The 25,570-nt window shown below is 37.8% G+C and carries 31 protein-coding genes and 1 pseudogene; 26 read left to right on the top strand and 6 right to left on the bottom strand.

All coding sequences use genetic code 11. The features are described 5' to 3' along the window. Nucleotides 1–7: 7 nt before the first annotated feature. Nucleotides 8–268 (bottom strand): DUF4834 family protein, encoded by a 261-nt coding sequence (locus K1F36_RS01395; protein ID WP_220112189.1) that lies wholly within the window; start codon nt 266–268, stop codon nt 8–10. Between the two features lie 87 nt (nt 269–355). Between K1F36_RS01395 and K1F36_RS01400 the strand changes: the two genes are divergently transcribed. The 5 genes from K1F36_RS01400 (at nt 356) to K1F36_RS01420 (ending at nt 5,286) form a co-directional block, all read left to right on the top strand. After that, nucleotides 356–1,336: a transporter gene (locus tag K1F36_RS01400; RefSeq protein WP_220112190.1), complete on the top strand. Its 981-nt coding sequence runs from the start codon at nt 356–358 to the stop codon at nt 1,334–1,336. A gap of 66 nt (nt 1,337–1,402) precedes the next feature. Then, nucleotides 1,403–2,521: a GNAT family N-acetyltransferase gene (locus K1F36_RS01405; RefSeq protein ID WP_220112191.1), complete on the top strand. Its 1,119-nt coding sequence runs from the start codon at nt 1,403–1,405 to the stop codon at nt 2,519–2,521. A gap of 147 nt (nt 2,522–2,668) precedes the next feature. Beyond that, nucleotides 2,669–3,547: a tyrosine-type recombinase/integrase gene (locus tag K1F36_RS01410; RefSeq protein WP_220112192.1), complete on the top strand. Its 879-nt coding sequence runs from the start codon at nt 2,669–2,671 to the stop codon at nt 3,545–3,547. Nucleotides 3,548–3,694: 147 nt separating this feature from the next. Continuing rightward, nucleotides 3,695–4,585 carry a type I restriction enzyme HsdR N-terminal domain-containing protein gene (locus K1F36_RS01415; RefSeq protein ID WP_220112193.1) on the top strand — a complete coding sequence of 297 codons (891 nt, stop codon included), beginning with the start codon at nt 3,695–3,697 and terminating at the stop codon, nt 4,583–4,585. Nucleotides 4,586–4,881: 296 nt separating this feature from the next. Beyond that, nucleotides 4,882–5,286 carry a hypothetical protein gene (locus tag K1F36_RS01420; protein WP_220112194.1) on the top strand — a complete coding sequence of 135 codons (405 nt, stop codon included), beginning with the start codon at nt 4,882–4,884 and terminating at the stop codon, nt 5,284–5,286. Here K1F36_RS01420 and K1F36_RS01425 read toward each other — a convergent pair. Further along, nucleotides 5,283–6,246, bottom strand: a pseudogene (locus K1F36_RS01425) (IS110 family RNA-guided transposase). The gene K1F36_RS01420 and the pseudogene K1F36_RS01425 overlap by 4 nt on opposite strands. A 376-nt stretch (nt 6,247–6,622) precedes the next feature. Between K1F36_RS01425 and K1F36_RS01430 the strand changes: the two are divergent. The 3 genes from K1F36_RS01430 to K1F36_RS01440 all read left to right on the top strand — a co-directional run bounded on the left by K1F36_RS01430 (nt 6,623) and on the right by K1F36_RS01440 (nt 8,954). Beyond that, on the top strand, nt 6,623–7,087 hold the full coding sequence (locus tag K1F36_RS01430) for a DinB family protein (RefSeq protein ID WP_220112195.1): 465 nt from the start codon (nt 6,623–6,625) through the stop codon (nt 7,085–7,087). 57 nt (nt 7,088–7,144) lie between these two features. Beyond that, nucleotides 7,145–7,654: a GNAT family N-acetyltransferase gene (locus K1F36_RS01435; protein ID WP_220112196.1), complete on the top strand. Its 510-nt coding sequence runs from the start codon at nt 7,145–7,147 to the stop codon at nt 7,652–7,654. Between the two features lie 127 nt (nt 7,655–7,781). Further along, entirely contained in the window at nt 7,782–8,954 is a 1,173-nt protein-coding gene (locus K1F36_RS01440; RefSeq protein ID WP_220112197.1) for an alpha/beta hydrolase-fold protein, read from the top strand. Nucleotides 8,955–9,106: 152 nt separating this feature from the next. Here the strand turns inward: K1F36_RS01440 and K1F36_RS01445 are convergent, their stop codons facing one another. After that, the gene (locus tag K1F36_RS01445; protein WP_220112198.1) at nt 9,107–9,484 is read right to left on the bottom strand and encodes a Fur family transcriptional regulator; all 378 of its coding nucleotides are present in this window, start codon (nt 9,482–9,484) and stop codon (nt 9,107–9,109) included. 88 nt (nt 9,485–9,572) lie between these two features. Here K1F36_RS01445 and K1F36_RS01450 point away from each other — a divergent pair, with 88 nt between their 5' ends. The 18 genes from K1F36_RS01450 to K1F36_RS01530 all read left to right on the top strand — a co-directional run bounded on the left by K1F36_RS01450 (nt 9,573) and on the right by K1F36_RS01530 (nt 20,780). Further along, a complete protein-coding gene (locus tag K1F36_RS01450) occupies nt 9,573–10,574 on the top strand; it encodes an NAD(P)/FAD-dependent oxidoreductase (RefSeq protein ID WP_220112199.1) in 1,002 nt (333 codons plus the stop codon). Between the two features lie 2 nt (nt 10,575–10,576). Continuing rightward, nucleotides 10,577–10,822, top strand: coding sequence for a hypothetical protein (locus K1F36_RS01455; RefSeq protein ID WP_220112200.1), 246 nt, complete (start codon nt 10,577–10,579; stop codon nt 10,820–10,822). A 1-nt stretch (nt 10,823) separates the two neighbouring features. Next, nucleotides 10,824–10,976 (top strand): hypothetical protein, encoded by a 153-nt coding sequence (locus K1F36_RS20050; protein ID WP_258538893.1) that lies wholly within the window; start codon nt 10,824–10,826, stop codon nt 10,974–10,976. An 18-nt stretch (nt 10,977–10,994) separates the two neighbouring features. Continuing rightward, a complete protein-coding gene (locus K1F36_RS01460) occupies nt 10,995–11,426 on the top strand; it encodes a class I SAM-dependent methyltransferase (protein WP_313790057.1) in 432 nt (143 codons plus the stop codon). A gap of 200 nt (nt 11,427–11,626) precedes the next feature. Next, nucleotides 11,627–11,998 (top strand): VOC family protein, encoded by a 372-nt coding sequence (locus K1F36_RS01465; protein WP_220112201.1) that lies wholly within the window; start codon nt 11,627–11,629, stop codon nt 11,996–11,998. A gap of 43 nt (nt 11,999–12,041) precedes the next feature. Next, nucleotides 12,042–12,446 (top strand): helix-turn-helix domain-containing protein, encoded by a 405-nt coding sequence (locus tag K1F36_RS01470; RefSeq protein WP_220112202.1) that lies wholly within the window; start codon nt 12,042–12,044, stop codon nt 12,444–12,446. 31 nt (nt 12,447–12,477) lie between these two features. Then, nucleotides 12,478–12,873 carry a VOC family protein gene (locus K1F36_RS01475; protein WP_220112203.1) on the top strand — a complete coding sequence of 132 codons (396 nt, stop codon included), beginning with the start codon at nt 12,478–12,480 and terminating at the stop codon, nt 12,871–12,873. A 55-nt stretch (nt 12,874–12,928) separates the two neighbouring features. Beyond that, entirely contained in the window at nt 12,929–13,267 is a 339-nt protein-coding gene (locus tag K1F36_RS01480) for an MmcQ/YjbR family DNA-binding protein (protein ID WP_220112204.1), read from the top strand. Nucleotides 13,268–13,397: 130 nt separating this feature from the next. Beyond that, the gene (locus K1F36_RS01485) at nt 13,398–13,808 is read left to right on the top strand and encodes an SRPBCC family protein (protein ID WP_220112205.1); all 411 of its coding nucleotides are present in this window, start codon (nt 13,398–13,400) and stop codon (nt 13,806–13,808) included. A 134-nt stretch (nt 13,809–13,942) separates the two neighbouring features. After that, nucleotides 13,943–14,326 (top strand): hypothetical protein, encoded by a 384-nt coding sequence (locus K1F36_RS01490; protein ID WP_220112206.1) that lies wholly within the window; start codon nt 13,943–13,945, stop codon nt 14,324–14,326. A 149-nt stretch (nt 14,327–14,475) separates the two neighbouring features. After that, nucleotides 14,476–15,591: an FG-GAP repeat domain-containing protein gene (locus K1F36_RS01495; RefSeq protein WP_220112207.1), complete on the top strand. Its 1,116-nt coding sequence runs from the start codon at nt 14,476–14,478 to the stop codon at nt 15,589–15,591. 49 nt (nt 15,592–15,640) lie between these two features. Beyond that, nucleotides 15,641–16,324 (top strand): aspartate/glutamate racemase family protein, encoded by a 684-nt coding sequence (locus K1F36_RS01500; RefSeq protein WP_220112208.1) that lies wholly within the window; start codon nt 15,641–15,643, stop codon nt 16,322–16,324. Nucleotides 16,325–16,433: 109 nt separating this feature from the next. Continuing rightward, nucleotides 16,434–16,811 (top strand): nuclear transport factor 2-like protein, encoded by a 378-nt coding sequence (locus K1F36_RS01505; RefSeq protein ID WP_220112209.1) that lies wholly within the window; start codon nt 16,434–16,436, stop codon nt 16,809–16,811. 12 nt (nt 16,812–16,823) lie between these two features. Next, the gene (locus tag K1F36_RS01510) at nt 16,824–17,192 is read left to right on the top strand and encodes a DUF2200 domain-containing protein (protein ID WP_108244138.1); all 369 of its coding nucleotides are present in this window, start codon (nt 16,824–16,826) and stop codon (nt 17,190–17,192) included. Next, the gene (locus K1F36_RS01515) at nt 17,193–17,864 is read left to right on the top strand and encodes a hypothetical protein (protein WP_220112210.1); all 672 of its coding nucleotides are present in this window, start codon (nt 17,193–17,195) and stop codon (nt 17,862–17,864) included. It begins immediately after the preceding gene. A 39-nt stretch (nt 17,865–17,903) separates the two neighbouring features. Beyond that, nucleotides 17,904–18,494, top strand: a complete 591-nt coding sequence (locus K1F36_RS01520) for a Crp/Fnr family transcriptional regulator (RefSeq protein WP_220112211.1) — start codon at nt 17,904–17,906, stop codon at nt 18,492–18,494. A 78-nt stretch (nt 18,495–18,572) separates the two neighbouring features. Next, nucleotides 18,573–19,865 carry a M20 metallopeptidase family protein gene (locus K1F36_RS01525; RefSeq protein WP_220112212.1) on the top strand — a complete coding sequence of 431 codons (1,293 nt, stop codon included), beginning with the start codon at nt 18,573–18,575 and terminating at the stop codon, nt 19,863–19,865. 90 nt (nt 19,866–19,955) lie between these two features. After that, entirely contained in the window at nt 19,956–20,780 is an 825-nt protein-coding gene (locus K1F36_RS01530; RefSeq protein WP_220112213.1) for a hypothetical protein, read from the top strand. 34 nt (nt 20,781–20,814) lie between these two features. On the opposite strand, the gene K1F36_RS01535 is transcribed toward K1F36_RS01530, so the two are convergent. The 3 genes from K1F36_RS01535 to K1F36_RS01545 all read right to left on the bottom strand — a co-directional run bounded on the left by K1F36_RS01535 (nt 20,815) and on the right by K1F36_RS01545 (nt 25,449). Then, the gene (locus K1F36_RS01535) at nt 20,815–22,074 is read right to left on the bottom strand and encodes a cysteate-C-fatty acyltransferase (RefSeq protein ID WP_220112214.1); all 1,260 of its coding nucleotides are present in this window, start codon (nt 22,072–22,074) and stop codon (nt 20,815–20,817) included. 123 nt (nt 22,075–22,197) lie between these two features. After that, nucleotides 22,198–23,238, bottom strand: coding sequence for a cysteate synthase (locus tag K1F36_RS01540; RefSeq protein ID WP_220112215.1), 1,041 nt, complete (start codon nt 23,236–23,238; stop codon nt 22,198–22,200). 72 nt (nt 23,239–23,310) lie between these two features. After that, nucleotides 23,311–25,449 carry a S9 family peptidase gene (locus tag K1F36_RS01545; RefSeq protein ID WP_220112216.1) on the bottom strand — a complete coding sequence of 713 codons (2,139 nt, stop codon included), beginning with the start codon at nt 25,447–25,449 and terminating at the stop codon, nt 23,311–23,313. Nucleotides 25,450–25,570: the final 121 nt, after the last annotated feature.

The raw sequence follows: 25,570 nt of genomic DNA on the forward strand, positions 1-25,570 counted from the left end.
GCAAATATTAATCAATTTCCTCAAAATCTATGTATTCTCCAACTTTTTTTGAGGGATTGGACTTGCGCGGCGGTTTTTTGGAAATGGTAGTCTCCCCTTCGGTACGTTGTCCACGGTCAAAATCTTGGGGATTCCCGAATTGTTGTACAAATCGTTCGCTCGTTTTTTTAACTGCATAATTTAACAGCTTCGGGGCCAACCACTTTAAGAGGAATTTGAACCCGTAGTATACTAATATGACAATTAAAATCGTTTGTAGTAAAACCATATAACCTTCGTTATTGAATCAAATTTACACTGTTAGTCTCGTAAACCCATCAAACGTATCTTAAAATAGTATTAAAAACCCAGTTATATGGACATTTCCATGATCAAAAAGTTATTATTTCTTTTCGTTCTAATCCCAACCTTTACTTTCGCCCAATATACCGATGTCATCAACTCCAACCGACCCGGAAGGGCTGCCAGTGCCTACGCTGTTGGAAAAAATGTGGTACAGGCCGAAATTGGGATGCTGTACGAGCAGCAGGATAATGCAGATTTAAATTCGGACTCCAACATTTTTGGGGCCGATTATGCTTTTAGGTACGGTTTGCTTTTTGAAGAACTGGAAGTAATCGTTGAGGGATCGTTCATCACACAGAACATTACCTACCCCGATCTTGGCATTGAAGGTACCTTGACGAATTTTTCAAGGAATCGGGCTGGGCTAAAGTATTTGGTTTTTGACCCGTATAAAAATCCGGAGCGCAATAAACCCAACCTATATAGCTGGAGGGCCAATAATTTATTCCAATGGAAAAATTTGATTCCTGCCGTATCGGTATACGGGGGAGCCAATTTTGTAGTGGGCGATAATCCTTTTTACCCTGGGGAACCTACGGTTTCGTACCGTGGGGGCATACAGACACAGAGCAGGCTTTCCCCTAGGTTTGTATTGATTTCCAATATTGCCTATGATCGTATTACCACCGATTTCCCTGAATGGCGCTATGCTCTTTCGGTTACGCATGCTTTTCGTGATCCTAGATGGAGCGTGTTTTTTGAAGGCCAGGGCATTTCTGGGGACCGCTATTCCGATATCATTCTTAGAACAGGTGTAGCCCGTTTGATCAATCCGAATTTTCAGGCCGATTTTCATTTAGGTTCTAATTTTCAGAGCGACCCTTCGCGCATTTTTGTGGTACTCGGCTTTTCTTACCGTTTGGATTTTCACAAGGATGAACTCATCCCTATCAACGAACAACAATCGGGCATGAACGGAAAAATCAAGAAGAACTCCAATAAAAAATCAAAAAGGCGTAACAAAAAGAATGGCGGGGGCATAGATTTTTAAGTTTTCCGTCAACTTCATTTTTCTACCGCAAGTAATATTCATAATATTGAGCATTAATTTGCATGTATGATATCCGTTAAGCAAGTTCAGTCCAAGTCCGACCTTAAGCGTTTTGTAAAATTTCCTTTTTCGCTATACAAGGACACCCCGTATTGGGTTCCGCCTATCATTAAAGATGAAATGGCTTCGTTTGATAAGAACGAGAACCCTGTTTTTAAGACAGCGGAAGCGCTGTTCTTTTTGGCCTACAGGGACAACAAGATTGTGGGTCGTGTAGCGGCCATCATCAATTGGTTGGAAGTAAACGAACAAGGCCTTAAAAAAATGCGTTTTGGATGGTTCGATTTTGTGGACGACCTTGAGGTTTCCAAAGCTTTGTTGGACAAAGTGCAAGAGATTGGGAACGAAAATAAGCTTGAGTATATGGAAGGTCCCGTGGGATTTTCCAATTTGGACAAAGTGGGCGTACTCACCGAAGGTTTTGACCACATCGGGAACATGATCACTTGGTACAATCATCCATATTACCAATCGCACTATGAGCATCACGGGTTTAAAGTGGAGAAAAAATACAGCGAGAGCAAGTTTTTGGCTGCCAATGCGGACCCAAAACTATTTTATAAGGCCAACTTGTTGATTAAAAAGCGATATGGTCTCCGAGAACTTAACTTTGAAAAAAGTTCCGAGATTATGCCATGGGTGGACAAGATGTTCGACCTTTTTAACGACTCCTACGCCAAACTGTCCTCTTTTGTTAAGATCACGGACATTCAAAAGGAATATTTCAAGAAAAAATATATCAGTTTCATCAATCCCGAATACATCAAATTTGTGGTTGATGGAGATGATAACCTAGTGGCCTTTGCCATTGTTATGCCTTCTTTTTCGGAAGCACTGCAGAAGGCGAACGGCAAGCTGTTCCCTTTTGGTATTTTCCATTTGTTGAGTGCTCGAAAGAATAGCAAGGATGCCATTTTCTACTTGATCGGTATTCATCCGAAATATCAGAATAAAGGGGTTACCTCCATTATTTTTAATGAGTATTACCATACTTTTAAAAAGCGGGGCGTGGTGAACTGCATTCGTACACCCGAATTGGAGGACAATATTGCCATACACCAAATGTGGAAGCATTTCGACCCTAAGGTCATTAAACGTAGGCGTACTTATGTAAAGGATTTATAGGCCTTCACCTTTCTCGGTTTTGATGATGCTTTAAAGGATTTGTGCAGGGCATTAAATTGTTTGGTGGAATGTCATATCATTTTGTAATTTGAGCTTTATTATCGATTTCCATAGTGCAGCAACCCCTTTATCGTAAAACATCTATGGATGAAAACCGTAAAATTGATTCCGGGGGAGCTACATGGTGAAAAAATCATTTTAATCCTTTTTGACCCCAATCCTGTGATACATAATCACGTCCTTGGTTTGCAGGGCATAAAAAGAAGACCTTTAGATGGAAACCTTTATTTGAAGTATTCTGCCACAAGCGTAGGTGTTCTGTTCCATCATCTGCGAAAGATAAATTGCTATGTGGACTACTCCGAGTTTCCTCCCAAGCCATTTGAGGCACCAATTAAGGAAAAACGGCTCTCTTTACCCCCCACTGACCCGTTTCACCATGAAGAATTAATAAGGTTCCGGCGTTGGCTTGAAGAAAAAAGGCTGAGTCCCCACACCGTAAACACCTATGTGGAAGTAACCCGTTTTTTTATGCGGTATTCCATCAATCTTAAACACAAAACCTTGTTGGCACTTATTTATTCTGGAGGTCTACGCATTGGCGAGGCCGTTAACCTGAAAGTGAACGATATTGATCGCCATCGGATGCTGATACACATTAAGGGCGGAAAAGGGAAAAAGGATAGGTATACGCTGTTATCCCAAAGTTTTTTGACCCTATTCCATGAGTATTATAAGCACTTTAAACCGAAGGTGTACCTGTTTGAAGGGCAGAATTCTAAAAAATACAGTACGAGCAGTGCGCAGCGCGTTTTACGAAATGCAGTTGTAAAAGCTGGAATTCAGAAGGAAGTTACGTTGCATACGCTTAGGCATAGCTTTGCAACGCATTTTCTGGAAAATGGAACGGATATCCGCTATATACAAGAGTTATTGGGGCATAGCAGTCCTAAGACCACCATGATCTACACCCATGTTACCGAGAATAGCATACAGAATATTGGCAATCCATTCGATGAGCTATAATAATGGTTATATTGCGATGTAAGAAAATAAAACATGCAACTATACTGAACGAATATTATCAAAACCTAAGCATAGCCTTCCAATTTGGCGGCCTAATAGGGAGAAAGTTCAGTTACCTGCAAGCTAAAAAAACATCGTGCTTAAATAATGAACAGTCATAAAATCAACAATATTTTAGAACATTTCGATTATCGACTGTTGGAAAACCCTGAATTTAAGGAAGATTCAGTTCGTGAAGAAATAGTTCTTCCAATAATCAAAGGTTTAGGGTATAGTGCAAATAAACCAAACCAAATTATTCGGAGTAGAAATTTAATCCATCCATTCGTTGCAATTGGCTCGCAGAAAAAGAAAATTTATATTATTCCAGACTATCTTTTTGAAGTCAATGACAAGCCAAGCTGGATTTTAGATGCAAAGTCACCTACGGAATCAATAATAAAATCTAAAAATGTTGAACAGGCATATTCTTACGCAATTCATCCTGAAATAAGAGCAAGATTTTTTTCGCTCTGTAATGGAAAAGAATTTGTCCTTTATAGTGTAGACAATTTTGAACCACTTATGCATTTCCAAATGCAGGCAATACCATTATACTGGGAAAATCTTAAAGCTATTTTATCACCTAAAAATGTATTTTCAACAAATAGTCTTGAATACAAAAAAGATTTAGGATTACACCTTAAACGGCTTGGATTTGACAAAAATACGATTTTAATTTTCCCTCAAATACCAGTTACAAACATAACTCAACTTGACAATGATATGTTCACTATCAATGTCGGCGGAGCTACTTTAAATGAAACAACTTATGTGGCAACGTTTGATTTTCATCTGGACGTTCTAAAACAACTGAAAGGAAAAATTCCTGATGACGGATTTGAAATGTTATTGACTCGTAAAAAAGAAGGTCGTGTCGCTGTGCGATTTCCGGACAGAGCTTATATGGTGGATGTAGAATGTGAAATCGGACAAAAATTGGAGGAAAATGATAAAGAAATTTTCTTGCCATTAAAATTAACACGAATAATAAACTGAAAAAAGCCAGCAGGTAACAATGTATATAAAAAATAGGCGAAATAGTAATGAAATCAAGGCTTTTGGCTCGTTTGAAACTTTGTGCTCAACCGAAAGTTTAGAGCTTCGAAATCGCCTACTTTCCATATACTAACCGTTGTGCGTAATTTAAAATTAGTACTCTGAAGCAAACATTTGAATATAAATCAAGATGGATTTGGTACTTCTTTTGGAGTTGGCTCCTCTTAGGAATAGTTTTAATTTACTGGCTGTTTATTGAAAAGTCTGAAATTTTAATTGCATTAAAAAATCTGGACTTGCCACAAATACTCAAATATGGAATTCTTACATATTTTTTAGTTCTAATCATCAACGAATTACTTTGGTTCTTATTTGGTAAGTATGAGATAATTATTGACCGAAAGAATATATCGACAAGAAAAGGATATGGACTTTACAAGTTGAAAAAGAATTACAAAATTTCAGAAATTGCTAACCTCAAAATTCTTCACAATGTCAAAAGTGACCCCTATATCAGACTGAATATTTTTTGGAGTCTATATGCACCTCACAAGGAGGTTATTGGATTTGAATACAACGGAAAGGAAAGAAAAATAGGAATGGGAGCTAAGGATTTTGACGCAAATGGAATTAAAAGTAAAATTGAGGAAAATAAAAACTACGCACAACAAAGAACTGAGTTAAAAAACAAGTTCTTTTAGTTTAATTTCGAAACATAGTTTTCATCATAGGGCAGCCCAGATTTTGCAATGGCAAATGCCTGCTTCAACAGTTTGTTCGATACCGCTATCAATGCCAGTTTCTTGCTTTTTCCCTTGGCCGTTGCGTTCATAGATTTCCAGGCACGCTTTGTTGTGCTTGCAGGCGGAAAAAGCGCATAGGAACAATAGATTTCTCAATTTTCTGTTACCGACCTTACTTATCCTGCTCTTTCCCCTTACGCTGCTGCCCGAACGTCTGGTCGTGGGAGTTATTCCCGCGTAATTGCACAACTGTCCCGCATTCTCGAACTTGGTAAAGCCATCCGTCAATATGATCAGCAAGGCCACCGTTTTGTCCCCAAGTCCCGGTATGCTCTTCAAGTTCGTCAGCTGCCTTTGCTGCGTTTTCTTGACCAATGCTAGCAATCTCGACTGAAGGGCCTCCAGCTCCCTGTCCAGGCTTTTCAATGTTCGCACCAAGGATGAATGGACTGCCCTTGAGGGTATGCCCAGGACCTTTTCACCGTGCAGCTTGTTCTTTACCTGTGTCCGCTGTTTGAGATAGATGTCCATCAGGGCCAACAATTGGAGACTCTCCGCTTGGTCCTCGCCCTTGCCGTCGTACAGGGGAACAGCGTTGACCTTGGCATACTCCGCTATGGCCTTGGCATCGCTCTTGTCCGTCTTGACCTTGGAAAGCTTCATCTGCACAAAACGTTTTACGGACAAAGGGTTCACAACCGATACGGCCATGCCCTGGTCATAAAGGAACTGGGCCAATAGATAATGGTAATAACCAGTGGCTTCCATTACCACTAGACTGTTGGGGTTTAAACTCCTGAAATAATCCCTGAACCCCTTCAAGGTGTTCGGGTACTGATGGTGAACACCCTCATGGTGGAACACATCAAATACATCCTTGCTGATGTCCACTCCGTGGATTTCTTTATCTTTATTCATAGGAAAATGTTTTGGAAAGGACGCTCCACTTAAGCTTCAACAACTTGAAATCGAGATCTAGGTCTCACAGAACTGAACGAATTCTTGAGTGGAAAAGAGAGGGGGTCATCAATGTTGACGGAATCGATACTTCCTATGGCTATATTGACCTTGTTCCTCTCTTTTGTTCTTTCTGATTTATGACTATAATTTAATCAGAATCAAACTTAAGATGGCTATAAGTAATTGCTTGTTCTCGCCTACTTCTGAAAATCCTAGCGGATTTTCAGTTTGGTGTGTACTTGCAAAGTTAATCGCTAAACCACGCAACTACTCATAGCCGAGACCGTTGTAAGCTATTTGAGAAAACGCAAAAAAATAAAGCTACTAATCTAAGATGAGACTAAACGAATACTTAGCGGACCGACTAAAAGAGGTTTTTACAGAAGGCAAATGGGTTATTGGCACAAATTTCAAAGACCAAATAATTGACCTTGATTGGAAACAAGCAACTCGAAAAATAGATGACTTCAACACTATTGCCGATTTGACTTTTCACATTGATTACTATATAGCCGGGGTGGCAAACGTTCTTAAAGGCGGAACACTTGATATTCGAGATAAATATAGTTTTGATTACCAACCAATAAAGTCTGAACAAGATTGGAAAAATTTAGTGAATAAGTTCTGCCTTGACTCGGAAGAATTTATTGAACTTGTGGAAAAGATGACTGACGAAAAAATATTATCGGACTTTGTAGATAAACAATATGGAACTTATTACAGGAATATTGATGCTATGATTGAACATACTTATTATCATCTTGGACAAATAATACTAATTAAAAAACGGATTAAATAAAAACTGCTTACAACAATGGGTATAAAACCGTTACCTGCAAGCAAAAGAAACTGAAGATTGAAATTAAGAACAGCATCAATACAAGACCTAGATTTGGTCCAATATTGGGACACGAAACAGCACGTGATTGACTGTGACCCTGATGACGATTGGGATTGGGAAAAAGAACTTAACCAAAATCCTGAATGGAGGGAACAATTGATAGCCGAAGTAAACGGAGAATCAATTGGATTTATACAAATAATTGACCCTCTATTGGAGGAAACTCATTATTGGGGAGAAGTTGAACCGAACAAAAGAGCTATTGATATTTGGATTGGAGAAGAACATAATCTGAATAAGGGATACGGCACAAAAATGATGAATCTCGCTATTGAGAAATGTTTTGAAAACGAATTGGTGGATGGAATTTTAATTGACCCGCTTAAATCCAATACTAAAGCTCAAAGATTTTACGAAAGACTAGGATTTGAATTTGTTGAAGAAAGGGACTTTGATGGTACAACATGTATCGTATATGAATTAAAAAGAATAAAGCCAGCAGGTAACAATGTATACAAAAAATAGGCGAAACAGTGATAAAATCAAGAATATAGGCTCGTATCAAACCTTTTGTTCATACGAAAGTTTGGTGCTTCGAAATCGCCTACTTTTCATATACTAAACCGTTGTCCATAACATAGAAATCAACAGAATGTATAAAAATATCATTGCAGTACTACTTTTGTTATTAGGTATTAATCAGGTAAAATCACAAGATGTTGGACAAATTGTCATCGGCACAAAATATTCGCTTAGGTCTAATATCTTGCAAGAAGACAGGGAATATTGGATTAGTCTTCCTGATTCATATAATAATAAAGAATCATCCTATAAGAGATATCCGGTGCTTATTGTACTTGATGGAAATTTGCACTTTAAGCCCATAGCAGGAATGGTAAACTACATGAGTTCTGATGTATATAGAAGCTGGAAAATTCCAGAGATGATTGTGGTTGCTATTCAAAATGTAGATAGAAGAAGAGACTACACACCAGACAAGGTCATTACAGTTAGAGAGAATAATACAGGCGGTGGAGATAGTTTTCTCAGCTTTTTGGAAGATGAACTTTTGCCTGAGTTAGATCAAAAGTTTAGAACTGCCCCCTATCGAATACTTTTTGGACATTCTTTAGGTGGATTACTAGCTGCCCATACCTACATGAAAGAAGAGACTCTTTTCAATGCGTTCATTGCGGTTGACCCAAGTTTTGGAACATGGGACGAAGAAACCATGGATAAAAAATTAGATGCCGTAACCGAGCAGTCATTTGAAAGATTCATCTACATAGCCACTGCCAATTGGGGCAAAAGGAATATCAGAAATCGTGACCGCCATGTTAGGTTATACGAGGCATTGAATAGTAAATGTGAAGGTAAGTTTCCTGCAAAATTGGAATACTTTGAAAATGAAACCCACGGTTCTGTTCCTCCAATAGCTTTTTATAATGGAATTTCAAGCATTTTTGAAGACTATGGGATTTCCTATCGAGATGTGGAAAGCAAAGAACAACTAACTCAACATTTCAAGTCTCTTTCTCAGCGACTATCTTGGAATTTTAGTCCACCAGAATCTCTTGTTAACCGAATAGGTTATAGAATGTTACGGAGTAGAGACGAAAATGAAAAATCTAAAGCACTGGCCTTCTTTATCTTAAATACAGAAAACTTCCCCAATTCATTTAATGCTTTTGATAGTTTAGGAGAAACTTATGAATCTCTCGGAGATAACAAAAAAGCAATCGAAAATTATAAAAAGTCACTTGAGCTAAATCCTAATAATGAACATGCCAAAATGAAGATACAAAGCTTAGGCAATAACCAATAAACACGATTGGCAACAATGTATGAAAAGTAATCGTCAAGATGGTATGAATTAGTGGTCTTTAGTACTAACAAACATTCTTGTAATTTGAAAAGATACTATCAACTAATCGGCTACTATACTTATACTAAAGGTTATATGCAATGCGAACAAGCCTAGGAGCAGTCATCACAGACACCGGTCAGAACACAATTTGCATTTTGAACTTCATAGCCATTGGGAACTGAATACTCTACCGGAACTTGCAGGCATTCAATCGTATCACATGACAGACACCTAAAATGAAAATGATGCTGAAAAACTTCTGATGGATCATCACACTTTTTGCAGATTGCAAAATATTGTTTTCCATCTTCTGCTACAATTTTGTGGACTATATCATCCTCACAAAATCTATTCAGCACTCTATAAATTGTAGCTCTATTAATTTCAATATCCAACTGCCGTTCAATAGCATCTTGACTTAATGCTTTTTTTGAACCTGAAAGCAAATCTAGTATCGCTTCTTTTGAAGGTGTATTTCTTCGATTCATATTTTATTGCGAATATGTTGCAATAATACGAAAAGATAGTATATTTGACCACATTTACTATTGCGACATATTCGCGTTAGCAAAATAAATGATAGGAAGAAAAATAATCAGGCTATTTGGGGGAAGGATGTTAGTAATTGCCCTACCTATACCATTATCTCTCATTGGTCAATACAATAACAAAATGAATAAAAAAGATTTTGAAGTAATCATTATAGGTGGTAGCTATGCAGGACTCTCAACAGCAATGGCTTTAGGCCGTTCACTTCGTGAGACCTTGGTAATTGATGCAGGAAAACCGTGTAATCGACAAACACCACATTCGCATAATTTTTTAACTCAAGACGGAAGTACACCAAAAGAAATTTCTGAAATTGCAAAGAGCCAAGTAGCAAAATACGACAGTGTCAAATTTTATAACGGACTTGCTGTAAGTGGAAAGAAAATTAAAAAAGGTTTTCAAATCACTACCTCAAGTGGAGATATTTTTACTGGAAAAAAATTGGTTTTCGCCACAGGAATTAAAGACATAATGCCAGATATAAATGGCTTCTCGCAATGTTGGGGAATTTCCGTAGTGCATTGTCCTTATTGCCACGGTTATGAAATACGAAATAAGAAAACTGCAATTATTGCCAATGGGGAAAGAGCATTTCACCTAGCCACTTTAATCAATAATTTGACGCAAGATATCACAATCATTACCTCTGAAAAGAAAGATTTTGAAGAAAACCAGCTCAAAAAATTAAAGCAACATACTATTCAAATCATCGAAAAAGAAGTTTCTTCAATCGAACATACAAATGGGCAATTAAAAAGTATTGTGTTCAAAGACGGCAGTGCGGCAAGTTTTGAATGTGCCTACGCTTCAATTCCATTTGAACAAAGCTCTAATATACCAAATGAATTAGGCTGTGAATTTACAGAAAGCGGACATATTGAAGTAAATTTTATGCAAAAAACCACAGAAGAGGGCATATTTGCCTGTGGCGACAACAGTACAATGATGCGTTCTGTATCAATGGCCGTTAGCAGTGGGAACATAACCGGGGCAATGGTAAATCATGAACTCACACAAGAAAATTTTTAATTATGGTAGAAGTGTTTATAACCAATGTAAAGTCAGAAATTCTATCAATAGAAATTCTACAATTTTTGGAAAAGGAGTATCCACAAATAGAATTTATTTTTGATTTGGAAGATTTCAATAAACCATACCCTTGCGGTCATTCCATTTTAAGAATAGAAGGAAAAGTGATAGACACAAATTACATAACTCAACAACTTAGAAGTAAAGGAATTGAATGTGAATTATTAGAAGATAAAATTTGTTTATAGGATGACAGAATTTTGGGAAACTGCTTTTAGAGATAAGCAAGAAATGTGGGGAATGGAACCTGCAAAATCGGCTGAATTGACAAAAACCTTTTTTGTAGAAAATTCGGTAAAAAATATTTTAATTCCCGGAATTGGATATGGTCGAAATGCCTAAACATTTATCCAAAATGGAATAACCGTAAGTGGAATTGAAATTTCAAAAACAGCCATTCAACTCGCAAAAAAACATTATGGAAATGAAGTGACCATTTTTCATGGCTCTGTAACCAAAATGCCTTTTGATGGTAATAAATATGACGGAATATTTTGTTACGCTCTTATTCATTTATTGGACAGCAAAGAAAGGAAAAAGCTAATCCAGGACTGTTACAATCAACTGACCGAAAACGGATTCATGGTTTTTACAGCTATAAATAAAAACGCATCTCAATTTGGGCAAGGTGAATTGATAGGTAAAGACCGTTACGAAACCCATAAAGGAGCAAGAATATTTTACTATGACCGAGAATCTGTCAAAACAGAATTTGAAAAATTCGGACTTTTTGAAATCACTGAAGTGGACGAAAATCAGCCGATGTATCTGATCATATGCAAAAAGAAATAATAGCACAGCACACAATACTAGCTTTACTTCATTGCTCCACTCTCCCCTAAACTAAATTTCCTACTTTTAAAAAAGATTGATTTCGTCCCGCGGCCCTAGCTCGCTGGAAAATCCTTCCTATTGGTAGGTACAACGAAATCATAGCCGAGACGTTGGCGATCATTTAAAATCACTATCAACAAAAAATAAAAGAAATAATTATGGATACAGAGTTTGAAGCAGGAATTAACATTGCAATAAAGATTCCCAAAAATAAATATGAGAAAACCGTTGCTTTTTACAGAGATATATTGAAGTTGGATGTGGAAGAAAAACCAATTACCAATCCAACCGTTTCAAGAACCCATGAAGTTAAATTTGGAAAAAATGTAATTTGGTTGGACTGCGTGGATAATTATACACATTCAGAAACTTGGTTACAACTTACAGTCCCCAATGTAGAACAAGCCACAAGCTATTTGGAATCGAAAGGAGTGGAAACCTGTGATGAGCTTGAAGAACTTCCAGAAAATATGCACTGGATTCAAGACCCTGCAGGAACAGTATTCAATCTACAAAAGAGAGAAAAGTAACAATTTTGACCAAAAACAAACCATTGGCGGTAATGTGAACAAGATGACATTCTATCAAAAAGAAATAAATCGGATAAAAGGGATTTGCTACTCAAATAAAGATCAAATTCAAATCGCAATCGGAACGAGAAACTATATGGAGAACAACTTCGATAGAAAATTGAATCTGGATTTGCTCTCACACATCAAATTTACTTCAAAATTCCATCTTTTGCGACTTTTTAAAAAGTACTACGGACAAACACCAAAACAATATCTTATCGACAAAAGGATTGGGCAATCAAAAAGCTATTTAAAAAAGGGAATGTCTGTATCAGAAACTTGTTACGCTGTGGGATTTGAAAGTCCAAGTTCATTCAGTACACTTTTCAAAAAAAAGATTGGACAAACGCCAACTGATTTTCAAATCGAGCAATTTTCACAAAGTCAATCGAAAAACGATTTTTGAAATTTGGATGTTAAATTTAAAAATCAAAAGAATGAAAGTAAAAGTATTAAGTATTCCTGTTCAAAACCAAGAAAAAGCATTGAAATTTTATACTGAAACATTGGGTTTTGTGAAAAAAATGGACGTTCCGTTGAGTGAACAAAATAGATGGCTAACCGTGGTAAATAAGGAAGAACAAGACGGAACGGAAATTTTACTGGAGCCTTCGCCCAACCATTTTGAACCTGCAAAAGTTTATCAAAAGGCGCTCATGGACGCAGGTATACCATACGCCCAATTTAATGTTGAAAACACACAAATGGAATATGACAGACTTAAAAGCCTTGGGGTTGAATTTAGTGTAAAACCAACTGAAATGGGAACTGTAAAAATTGCCGTGTTTAACGACACTTGCGGCAACAACATACAAATAGTGGAAATATTATGAAAAATGAAAAGCGGCTTTGTGCATTGACTCATTTAACTACTGTAAAAAACAGCTAATGGCAACTTTTGGGACATTGGAAAAAATAATACTGGACTTTCCAGAAATTACGGTAGAACCCCATTTTGAAAAAATATCGTTTCGGGTTAAAAATAAAATTTTTGCAACGTATGATGAAAAAAACAATCGCGTTACGGTTAAACTATCTGAATGCGAACAAGATAAATTTTCATCATTAGATTCCCAAATTTACCCAGTAGACAACAAATGGGGAAAACAAGGCTGGACATTCATTGATTTGAGTGAAGTTAATCAAGATTTGCTGACCAAGATATTGATAGTGGCATATTGTGAAGTTGCACCCAGAAAGCTGTGGGAACAGATAAGAAAGAACTAAAAATAAAAACGAACCGCCAAAATCGGGGATAGTTAATAAAAATAACTACAACTAATACTGGCTATTTCATTGTTCCCTCCTGCCTTAAACTAAATTTCCTACATTTAAGACAACAAATACGTGGAGAAATATGAATAGAATAACTGTCAAAGTTTCTGTTAAAGCTGATATTGACAAAGTTTGGAATTGTTGGACAGATCCAGAGCATATTACGAATTGGAATTTTGCAACGGACGAATGGTGTTGCCCAAAAGTTGAGAACAATCTTCGACCGAATGAAAAATTTTCGTGGAGAATGGAAGCTAAAGATGGTAGTATGGGGTTTGATTTTGAGGGAACATATAATAAAATCGCTGAAAAAGAATGGATTTCGTATAAGATGTCAGACGGACGAAAAGTTGACATTGAATTCACTCAAAACGGAAATGAAATTCAAGTCAGCGAAACCTTTGATGCAGAGGGAACGAATTCCGACGAACTGCAACGTGCAGGCTGGCAAGCTATACTAGGGAATTTTAAAAAATACGTTGAATCCGAATAAGACATGCCGCTATAATTCATTGCCCTTCCTGCCCTCAATTAAACAACAATACTAATTTTGTACTGCAGCCAAGGCCCACCAGCCACAACTTTAGCAAAACCAAATCCGTTGTATTAAGTTAAATATAGACGATAATGGGATATCAAATACACATATTTAGACCTAAAGAGGCTAATGTAATCTCATATGAGGAACTGAAAAAATTGATTGATTCGGACGATAGCTTACTACTATCTGAAAGCAATATAAACGAAATTTTATGGGTCAATCATCCATTGGGTGGAATAGATGGACATACTCCAGTATTATATTTTGAAGAAAAACGAATTTCAAGTAGATATCCAGACGAGTTTGTAACAAAGAAAATGTTTGATATGGCGCAACAAATAAATGCTGCGTTGGGGGATGATGAAGAGGCGTTCGATGACAATTATAGACTAGAAATAGATAAAAGTTGTGAGAATATTTTGCGTAGAAATAATAGAAAATCAAATAAGCCAAAATGGAAATTTTGGTAGCAAGCCTTTCTGTAAAAAGTAAAATGCCGCGAAACTATCGCAAGCCATAGGGGAAAAAACCTTCTCTATTGCTTTTTCCTATTTTTAAACTCTAAACATTAGTGCGTAAAATCCGCTACGACCAATAAGCGATTTGATTACCCATGATTATGAAAAAAAAGAGAATACCACTAACATTTATTATTCTGCTCACAGTAACAATAAACGGATCTGCTCAAGAAACAACCTTCTTTAATGCAGATGGATTCTTTTCAATAGGAACGCAATCAAACCGAACCGCATCAATAACCTTGTTTGACATTGACAAAGACGGGGATTTGGATGCACTCGTTGCAAATGGTAGACATTGGGCAGAACAGAACTATATTTATTACAATGACGGAAAAGGAGGCTTTAAGATGGCTCAACCACTCGGAAAATTTCTTGATGCTTCCTATGCTATCAAAAGTGCCGACTTCAACAATGATGGATTTATGGACATTGCTGTCGCCAATGACAACGTACCCAATAAAATTTATTTTGGTTCGGACAATCAAAACTTTGATCATGCAACTTCTTTTGGTTCTATATCGCCTTCAAGAAATCTTGAAATAGCAGATATTGACAATGATGGAGATTTTGATTTAATCCTATCGAATCGAAAGGCTGAAAACGAAATTTGCTTAAATGATGGAAAGGGAAATTTTGAAAATATAATCGCTTTCGGGAATAAATCCGACCAGACAATACAAACTAAAGCGGTAGACATTAATAAAGATGGCTTTTTGGACTTGATAACAGCGGAAAGACAGAGCAAAAATCGAATTTATATAAATGACGGGGAACAGAATTTTATAAAGATCATAGCATTTGGCAATGAAGAGGATCAAACTCGTTCAATCGATATTGGGGATTTTGATAAAGATGGATTCTTGGACATTGCAACTGGAAATTTAGGTTCTAAAAACAGTATCTACTTCGGTGATAAAAGCTTGGCTTTCAATCGCGTTTTTGATTTTAAATCAGAACGTAATACTTCCTCGATTAAGATATCTGATTTAAATCAAGATGGATATTTGGACATCATTGAGGGAAATTCGGAAGAACAAAATTATGTCCATTTGGGACAAAAAAATGGAGAGTTTAAAGAAATTGGGTTGAGGGAAGATTTAATGGACGATACCTATAATATAGAAACAGGAGATTTGAACGGCGATGGTTTTCCAGACATTGTAGAATCGAATTCCGGAACTTGGAACTTATACTATAGAACACAAAAAAAATAGCTTTGGCTACAATGGTTCGAAACAAAATAAAAAACAGGACTGTACTGAAATGAAAAAAATAGGATTGGTAGGCGGATTAAGTTGGACTTCCACTTTGGACTATTATAAATATATAAACCAAAGCATCAACGAAAAATTAGGAGGACTAAACTCTGCCGAATGCATACTATATTCCCTGAATTTTTCTGATATCCAAAATAGAGGATGGACAAACTCTTACGATTTGATTCTTAATTCTTGCAAGAGTTTAAAATCAAACAATGTAGATTTTATTGCCCTTTGTGCCAATACGGCTCATTTATTTGCTGACGAAATCCAATCAACACTTGGAATTCCCATCATTCATATAGCATCTGCCACAGCAGAGGAAATACAACGACAAAAACTATTAAAGGTCGGATTATTAGGCACAAAATTTACAATGGAGATGGATTTTTATCGGAATAAACTGAAGGAACATAATATTGAAGCTATCGTTCCATCAGAAAAAAAAGATATTGAAGAAATACAGGATATTGTAAAAAACGAACTTGGAAAAGGAATTATAAATCAAGCATCTAAACAAAAATTTGTACGGTATACCAATGAATTGAGAGAAAGAGGAGCTGAAGGACTTATTTTGGGATGCACAGAGATACCTATGCTAATCGAACAAACCGATTTTGAATTCCCTGTATTCGACACAACAAAAATCCACGTTGAACGCATTGTAAATTTTGCACTGGATAAGTAAAAGCCTCTACGTTGAAAACATCGGTTATTATCCATTGCTGCTTTCTTGTTAACTTTAATCCAACAACTTATGAGGACCCAAACCTCCGTGAAAAGCCCAAACCGATAGTATGACAAAAATTGTATCGACCCCCAATTGTGGAAATTCCCCAAAAATGGAGTTTTTAAAAAATTTCAATATTGCATTTGCCAAAGGGGATGTAGCGTTTCTTGAGAAGAGCGTAACGGAGGATATTGTTTGGAACATAATTGGAGATAAAAAAATTGAAGGTCAACAACAGTTTATCGTTGAACTGGAAAAAATGAAAGAAGAGAAAACTTCTGAATTAATTCTTCATCAAGTAATGTCTCACGGTAAAGAAGGGGCCGTAAATGGAATTATTACCACAAAGAACAACCAAAAATATGCCTTTTCAGATTTTTATATGTTCAAAGGGGCCAAAGGCGTCAAAATAAAATCCATAACTTCATACGTAATACAGGTTTAATTATTAAGTAATATGAAAACCACACCGGAACATGATCAGCGAGTGGCAAAACTGACTTTTGCATCGGTATATCCGCACTATGTTACCAAGGTCGTAAAGAAAGGAAGAACCGTAGAAGAGCTCGACGAAGTAATAACATGGTTAACTGGTTTTGACAAGAAAAAAATGGAAGAACTGATTGCTGAAAAGGCCACATTTGAAACCTTTTTTAATTTAGCGGAATTGAACCCTAATGCAGAACTGATAAAAGGTGTGATTTGCGGTTATCGCATTGAGGAAATTGAAAACCCCATCACTAGGCAAGTCAGATATTTGGATAAATTGGTAGATGAGCTCGCCAAGGGTAAAAAGATGGAGAAAATTCTTAGGACAGGTAATTAATTGACGCATAGATTCTACAGCAAAACCGAAAAAGAGCAAAGCTGGATTCTGATTTGGATTCTTCTGTTGGCCCTATTTGTCATAATTCTATCCTGTTGGTTGGCTTGGGTTTCCCAATTTTATTTTTTTGGTGTTATCGTCATTTTGGGCGTACTCACGCTGGTAGCCCCTTTCATTGATGTCCCGTCCATGAAAAAAAGCGGTAAACTTCGTTATCATTCATTATTGATGCTCTCGGAAAAACCCAAAGACGGTGTTATCAAAATTCATGGAGGCACATTGTTCGACTATGTTTTTGTGATAGATAAAAAAATGACCAGGAATCAGCGGAAAACCTTTATTATTCAGCAATATGTGGAGGGATTGCTGAATCTACTTAAAAATACTGACTTGGAATCAAGTACCACGATACAGGGTACAAGCTATATCATCAATAAAAGAACAGCACAGCGAATAGGTTTTGAAGTGGTGCCTACAGACCATCTCCAAAAATTTATTCTCGCCTACAATTATTTAAATGTACTGGTCACCTACTCCATCGCCAAAGGAAAACTATCGTTCCCAAAAATAAACAAGACCATAACGTTCGAGGCAAACCTTAAAGATATTGGGCAAAAAAAAGATTTTTTAGTTACCTTGAATAAAAAGTTGAAAAGTGAAACAGGATTTTGAGTAATCCCAACAACACTTAAATATAAGCCTATTCAATCCTTGGAAAAATCCCATCAACAATACCTCGAAGCCTACCTCCAATTATTTACGCATTTATCCTCCGAAGAACTGTCGCTCTTTCGCTCACAACTGTCAATAAAGGAGTATGCGAAAAAGGATTTCTTTTTTGAGAGCGGGGAAATTCAAAAAAAAATGGGGTTCGTTTGCAAAGGATTGTTAAGGCGATACTACATCAACGAAAAAGGGAAAACCATTACCACAGGGTTTGTGAAAGAAAATGAATATGCCACAGACTATCCGGCTTTTATACAGCAACGTCCCAGTAAATATTATATGGAATGTCTGGAACCCTGCATTATAATTGAACTTGCCTATGATGATATCCAAGAGGGGTATACCAACTTTAAGAGTCACGAAAGGTATGGTCGTCTTATTGCCGAAAAGGTACTGACAATTCAAACTGATCGAGTAGAAAGCTTTCTTTTTGATACTGCTGAACAGCGCTATTTAAACTTTATAAAAGACAACCCTGGGTTGATAAATCGTATAAGTCTGACACATTTGTCCTCGTTTTTGGGTATTGAAAGACAATCATTGAGCAGAATACGAAGTAAAATCGCCAAAAAATAAGATTGTCACATATGTGTCAGGTAGCACCTAATATTCCTCTGCATCTTTGTTGCATCAAACAAAACAAAATTAATAATCATGCTGAAGACACCATCTAACACATTAACTATATTCTTTTTCCTATTGGTAACCATTTCCACTTTAAGTCAAAATACCACTAAAAATATCCATACGGAAATTCAACAACATACCGAACAGATTTTTGATAGTTTGGTCAAAATAAGAAGGGACCTGCACATGTACCCCGAAGTAGGCGGAGAGGAAAAAAGAACATCGACAAAAATTGCCGAGTACTTAACGGAACTTGGGCTGGAGGTTAAAACAGGAATTGGCGGTTATGGCGTTGTTGGCATATTAAAAGGTGTAAAACCTGGTAAAAAGATTGCTTGGCGGGCCGATATTGATGCAATGCCATCCAAATCTCCCGACGTAGTTGACTTTCCATCAAAACATGAGGGAGTAAGGCACATTTGTGGTCACGATGTACACACAGCGGTCGCCCTTGGCATTGCAAATACTTTGGTACAGCAAAAAGAGGATTTAGAGGGAACAGTATATTTTGTATTTCAGCCATCTGAAGAAAATATAAAAGGCGCTCTGGCCATGATGGACGATGGCTTGTTCGATATGATTCAGCCTGAGGAAATGTACGCCATGCACGTTACCCCATTCCCCGCAGGCACTATTGCCGCTAAACCTGAGGAAATGTTTTCGGATTATAAAAAAGTAGACCTTCTTTTTAAGAAAGGTAATAATAAGGATGGGTTGTTCGAATTTGCAAAGCAAGCAATCTTATCCCTTGAAAACGTCTCTCCCGAAAGTAAATTCTGGGATATGCAGAACATGGGTGACCCAGAAATAGGAATCGCTGGAACAAAATCCATTTACAAAAATTATACTACGGTTGACAAAAATAATTTTTCAATTAAGGAAACCAATGATGGTGTAAAAATCAGTGGTTTTATAAGTTTTAGTGACAAAAAACAACGAGATGCCGCCATTCCTTCTCTAAAAAAGAAGATAGCAGATTCTGAATTTGCGGAAGATTTTAGTGCCGGCGAACTTGTAAACGTCTTCCCTACCCTTGACAACAATGAAAGATTGGTCAATGAGAGTTTGGACCAATTATCGGATATCTATGGGGAGAACAGAGTGCTTCGTTTACATGGGGTTGTAGCTGACGGTCGTAGTGATGACTTCGCATTTTTTCAACCCAAAGTACCAAGTGTATACTTTTTTATGGGGGGATCCAATTACGAAAAAGGTATCATTGCACAAACGCATTCACCCAATTTTGCAGTGGATGAACGCTGTATAAAAACAGGCGTGAATTTGTTTTCGTCCTTGATTGTTGAAAGATTGAATCCATAAACCTAAATGTTGGCTTAAATAGTGCCAGACATCTAATAATATTGTGGGTCAGCCTTCTTTTTGATAGCTTTATTGTATCAACCATTAGCTATGAAGAAGAATACGCTGACCTTAACCGTTACCATTCTATCGATATTTAGTTGTTTTGGACAAAGTTCAGATTTTGTCGGGACTTTCGTTAATGGGTCCAATAGCATTTCAATTCAGTTTAAACGTGTTGGTGATGAGTATCATGGTTTGCTTGCTGCAGTAGGTGCCAGCTTTGCCATTAGGGCCACAGGATCGTTCAATAAATTAAATGGTGAAATATATGGATTGGATGGTCCTGAGGATTTCGAGGCCACATTGTCAGGAACCAACATGAAGGTTCGCGCAACTGGATATAACGAGCCATTTTATAAATACTCGGACCTACATAATCTCGGTGGTTTTGATTTGACATCTTACATGAAGAACAACAGTGGGCCAGCTAATACTATCAGTACTCAATTAACCGAAATCTCCCCTGCTGAGATTGTAAATGACCAATATCCAGAATTGGACAATCAAGGTTTACTGAACATAATTTCTGGAAGTCAGTTGGTGTTTTATCAGCGAACTTCCAATGTAAACGATAGCATGGCCAGTTCCATTACTTATGTAAATTTTTGTGACAATGGCACTTTTTCCATGAACATGGATGGTTCGTTCAGTGTGGAAGATGATTATGACGGAAATGTCCAAGCAGCTTCCTACAGAAACAGTTCGGGAACTTGGCTACTGGTTTCCTACCAAGGGTCGCCCGCAGTTTATCTGCAATACTACAATGGTGATACCAGCTTAAATCTTTTTAATGAAAACGAGGTCCGGCAAGGCAGGTGGCGCCGAGGCAACACCCAATACGCATTGCAGCGGAACAAAGTCCGCTGCAATTAATATTATATTAGAAATATTGTAATGGGGACATTATTTATTCTCCCATTGCCGCGGCAACAGCTGCAGAAAGTCTTTTATAGGTTCCATTCTCCAAACGCTCTCTAATAGAAGAGAACGCATCAAGGGTCTCTTCGATATCTTTCATCGTATGTGTCGCTGTTGGAATCAAACGAAGTAGAATCAATCCTTTTGGAATTACCGGATATACCACTATGGAACAGAAAATCCCATGGTTTTCACGCAAATCCTTCACCAAGGCCATTGCTTCTGGAATGCTACCGTTCAGATAAACAGGAGTCACACAACTGGTGGTGGTTCCTATATCAAAACCTCTTTCTTTCAATCCATTTTGAAGTGCGTTCACGTTCTCCCAAAGCTTAGCTTTAAGCTCTGGCATGGTACGCAACATATCAAGCCTTTTCAATGCTCCTTTTACGTATACCATCGGTAACGATTTGGCGAACATTTGAGACCTTAGGTTATATTTTAAATACTCAATAATCTCTTTATCTGCGGCCACAAAGGCTCCAATACCTGCCATGGATTTGGCAAAAGTGGCCAAGTACACGTCAATGTCATCTTGTACGCCTTGCTCCTCTCCTGCCCCTGCTCCTGTTTTACCCAGCGTACCAAATCCATGAGCATCATCAACCAACAATCTAAACAGGAACTTTTTCTTAAGGGCAACGATTTCTTTCAAAATTCCTTGCTCGCCGCGCATACCAAAAACACCTTCGGAAATCACTAAGATTCCTCCTCCGGTTTCATTGGCCAATTTGGTAGCACGCTCCAAGTTTTTCTCCAAACTGTCAGGGTCGTTGTGCTTAAAGGTGAAACGCTTGCCCATATGCAAACGAACACCATCTATAATACAAGCGTGGCAATCCACGTCATAAACAATAATATCATCTTTGGAGACCAAAGCATCGATTACCGACATAAAGCCCTGATATCCAAAATTTAATAGGTAAGAAGCCTCCTTTTTTACGAATTCTGCCAATTCGTTCTGTAGTTGTTCGTGATAATCGGTGTGACCGCTCATCATTCGGGCACCCATTGGGTAAGCAGCTCCATGCTCCATGGCAGCTTCCCCGTCCACTTTTTTGATTTCAGGTAGATTGGCGAGGCCCAGATAGTCATTGATACTCCACGTTATCACGTCCTTTCCTTGAAACTTCATTCTGTTGGAAATGGGTCCTTCCAATTTCGGGAAAACAAAATAGCCTTCTGCCTGCGAAGCCCATTTTCCCAAAGGTCCTTTGTTCTCAATGATTCTATCGAATAAATCTCTCATCTACCTTAATATTAATTCATCTGCAAAAGTATATATTTTTATGAACCTTCCATAAAGAATTATGAACATAAAAAAACGGCAATGGAAAACATTGCCGTTCATGAGGTATTATAGGGTACTGGTTTATTTAATGTACTTGATTTCTTCTGGAACCTCGGCATTTTGAATATCAAAAAAGCCTTGGTTTTCCATCCATTCGTTGCTGTATACCTTGCTCATATACCTTGAACCGTGGTCAGGGAAAACTACTACAACATTGCTGTCCTCCGTGAATTCCCCTTCAGTATTCAATTGATACAATGCCTGGGTGGCGGCACCACTGGTATAACCTGCAAAAATACCTTCGGTATGGGCCAATTTACGGGCCATGTGGGCACTTTCGCCATCGGTTACCTTTACATATCTATCAATTGCGTTGAAATCTGTAGCTGCTGGAATCAAGTTCTTGCCCAAACCTTCAATTCGGTAGGGATATACTTCATTATGATCAAACTCACCAGTTTCATGATATTTTTTCAAAACGGAACCATAGGCATCAACCCCTAAAATCTTTATGTTAGGATTCTGCTCCTTAAGATAGCGAGCAATACCTGAGATTGTTCCACCTGTTCCGCTACAAGCCACTAAATGGGTAATCTGACCGTTGGTCTGTTCCCAAATTTCCGGTCCTGTACTGGAATAATGTGCATCTATGTTCAACTCGTTAAAATATTGGTTGATATAGATGGAATTTGGTGTTTCGCCATGCAAACGCTTGGCCACTTCGTAATAGGAACGTGGGTCGTCCGCACTAACATGGGCCGGACAAACATAAACATTGGCTCCCATGGAACGCAACATATCTATTTTATCCGGAGATGATTTTGAACTTACGGCCAAAATACATTTGTATCCTTTAACAATACTGACCATAGCTATACTAAAGCCAGTATTACCGGATGTGGTCTCGATAATCGTACTACCCGGCTTAAGAATACCTTTACGCTCGGCTTCTTCTATAATATGAATTGCAATTCTATCTTTTGAAGAGTGTCCGGGGTTAAAGCATTCCAGTTTAGCATAAAAATTTCCTGTAAGCGGGGCGGTAATTTTGTTAAGCTTGACTAAGGGGGTACTTCCAATTAGGTCTAGAATATTGCTGTGCGCATTTATCTGTTTCTTCATAACTGGTATTAGGTAGGGGAACAATTCTTATTTAAAAAAGTAATTGTTCCGTGCAAATGTAACATTTTATTTTTAAAGGGCTTTTCCTTCGAGATCTAAAATGAAGGCATATTCCTTTGCTGTTTCCTTTAAGGCTTCAAATCTTCCAGAAGCTCCACCGTGTCCCGCATCCATATTGGTGTCCAAGAACAACAAATTATCGCCTGCTTTATATTCTCTTAATTTGGCCACCCACTTGGCTGGCTCCCAATATTGCACCTGGGAGTCGTGCAAGCCTGTGGATACATATAAATGCGGATAATTTTTGGCCTCTACATTGTCATATGGGGAGTAAGACTTAATGTAATCGTAGTATTCCTTTTCGTTCGGATTGCCCCATTCATCATACTCACCTGTTGTCAACGGAATGGTATCATCCAGCATCGTTGTAACCACATCCACAAAGGGTACGGAAGCAATTACACCATGGTAGAGTTCAGGTTCCATATTAATGATAGCCCCCATCAGCAATCCACCCGCGGAGCCTCCCATAGCGTATAAATGCTCTGAACTGGTATATTTTTGGTCTATCAAAAACTTGGAAACATCAATAAAATCTGTAAAGGTGTTCTTTTTGTGCAACAATTTGCCATCTTCGTACCAAGGTCTTCCCAAATATTCACCTCCTCTTATATGCGCTATGGCATAAATAAATCCTCTATCCAATAAACTCAATCGAATCGAAGAAAAATAAGGGTCGATTGTAGCACCATAGGAACCATAACCGTATTGCAACAACGGACTGGTGCCATCCAACGGCGTATCTTTATGATAGATTATAGAAATGGGCACTTTTTTTCCGTCCCTTGCGGTCGCCCACAAACGTTCTGTTTTGTAGTTGTCCTTATCAAACTTTCCTCCCAAAACCTCTTGTTGCTTCATAACGGTTTTGGTTTGGGTTTCCATGTCAAAATCGATAATGGCATAAGGCTCCCCCATTTCATTGTAATAATAACGTAGTACGTTGGTATCAAAATCCAAGTTGACGGAAGGGCCGGCCACATAGGTCTCACTATCAAAGGGAAGGTAATAACTATCGGAACCATCCCATTTGGCAATTTTCATTTGGTTGAGCCCATTGTTACGCTCGGTTACTACATAATAGTCACGAAAAATCTCTACATCCTCCAACAAAACATCCTCTTGGTGCGGGATAAACTCCTTCCAATGTTCCGATGATGTATCGTTTTCATTAGTTTTCATCAACTTAAAGTTAGTTGCGCCATCCTTGTTGGTCAACACATAAAAATCTCCTTCAAAATGAGAGATGGAATACTCCACTCCTTTTTCTCGCGGTGAAAATATTTTAAATTCCCCTTCGGGATTATCCGCATTCAAAATCCTGTATTCGGAAGTCAATGTACTACCTGAGCCAATCACAATATATTTTCTGGACTTGGTCTTGTACACAAACGTGTTATAGGTGGAATCCTTCTCATGAAAAACCAATTCGTCTTCCCCGGAAGAGGATCCCAAAACATGCTTAAAAATTTTATCTGAACGCAAGGTTACCGGGTCTTTCTTGGTGTAAAAAAGCGTCTTGTTATCGTTGGTCCATACAGAGCTTCCCGTTGTATTTTCAATAATATCCGGATATATCTCCCCCGATTCAAGATTTTTAATCTGGATATTGTACTGCCTTCTAGAAATGGTATCCGTACCAAAAGCAGCCATGGTATTATCGGGGCTGATGGAAACACCTCTTAAGTTGAAAAATTCATGATTCTTCGCCATTTCGTTGCAATCGAACAACAATTCCTCTTCAGCTTCAAGGCTTTCCTTCTTTCTTGAATAAATTGGATACTCTTTGCCCTCTTCGTATCGGGTAATGTACCAATAACCATCCAATTTATAAGGAACCGAAGAATCATCTTCCTTTATTCTTCCCTTCATTTCCTTAAAAAGTTCGTCTTGGAACTTTTGGGTATGGGCCGTCATTTTTTGGAAATATTCGTTCTCAGCGTTCAGGTAATCAAGAACCTGCTGGTCTTCCCTATTGTTCATCCAATAGTAATCATCGATTCGCACATCGCCATGCTTTTCAAGTTGCGTTGGATGTTTAGGGGCCACAGGGGGTGTTATGTTCATGGATTTGTCTTTGTTGTTTTTGCAAGCGGTCGCAAAAATAAGGCATAAAACCAGAATAGAAATTCTTGAATTGATTAGTTTCATGGGATAGTGTTTTAGCCAATTTACTACTTTTGACCTTACCTTTTGCAATCTTTAATGTTTTGAGTCATCCTGAGCGCCGTCGAAGCGTGAATGTCTGGACATCGCTCGACATATAGCTGCA

This window comes from Flagellimonas abyssi (assembly GCF_019457905.1).
Classification (GTDB): Bacteria; Bacteroidota; Bacteroidia; order Flavobacteriales; family Flavobacteriaceae; genus Flagellimonas; species Flagellimonas abyssi.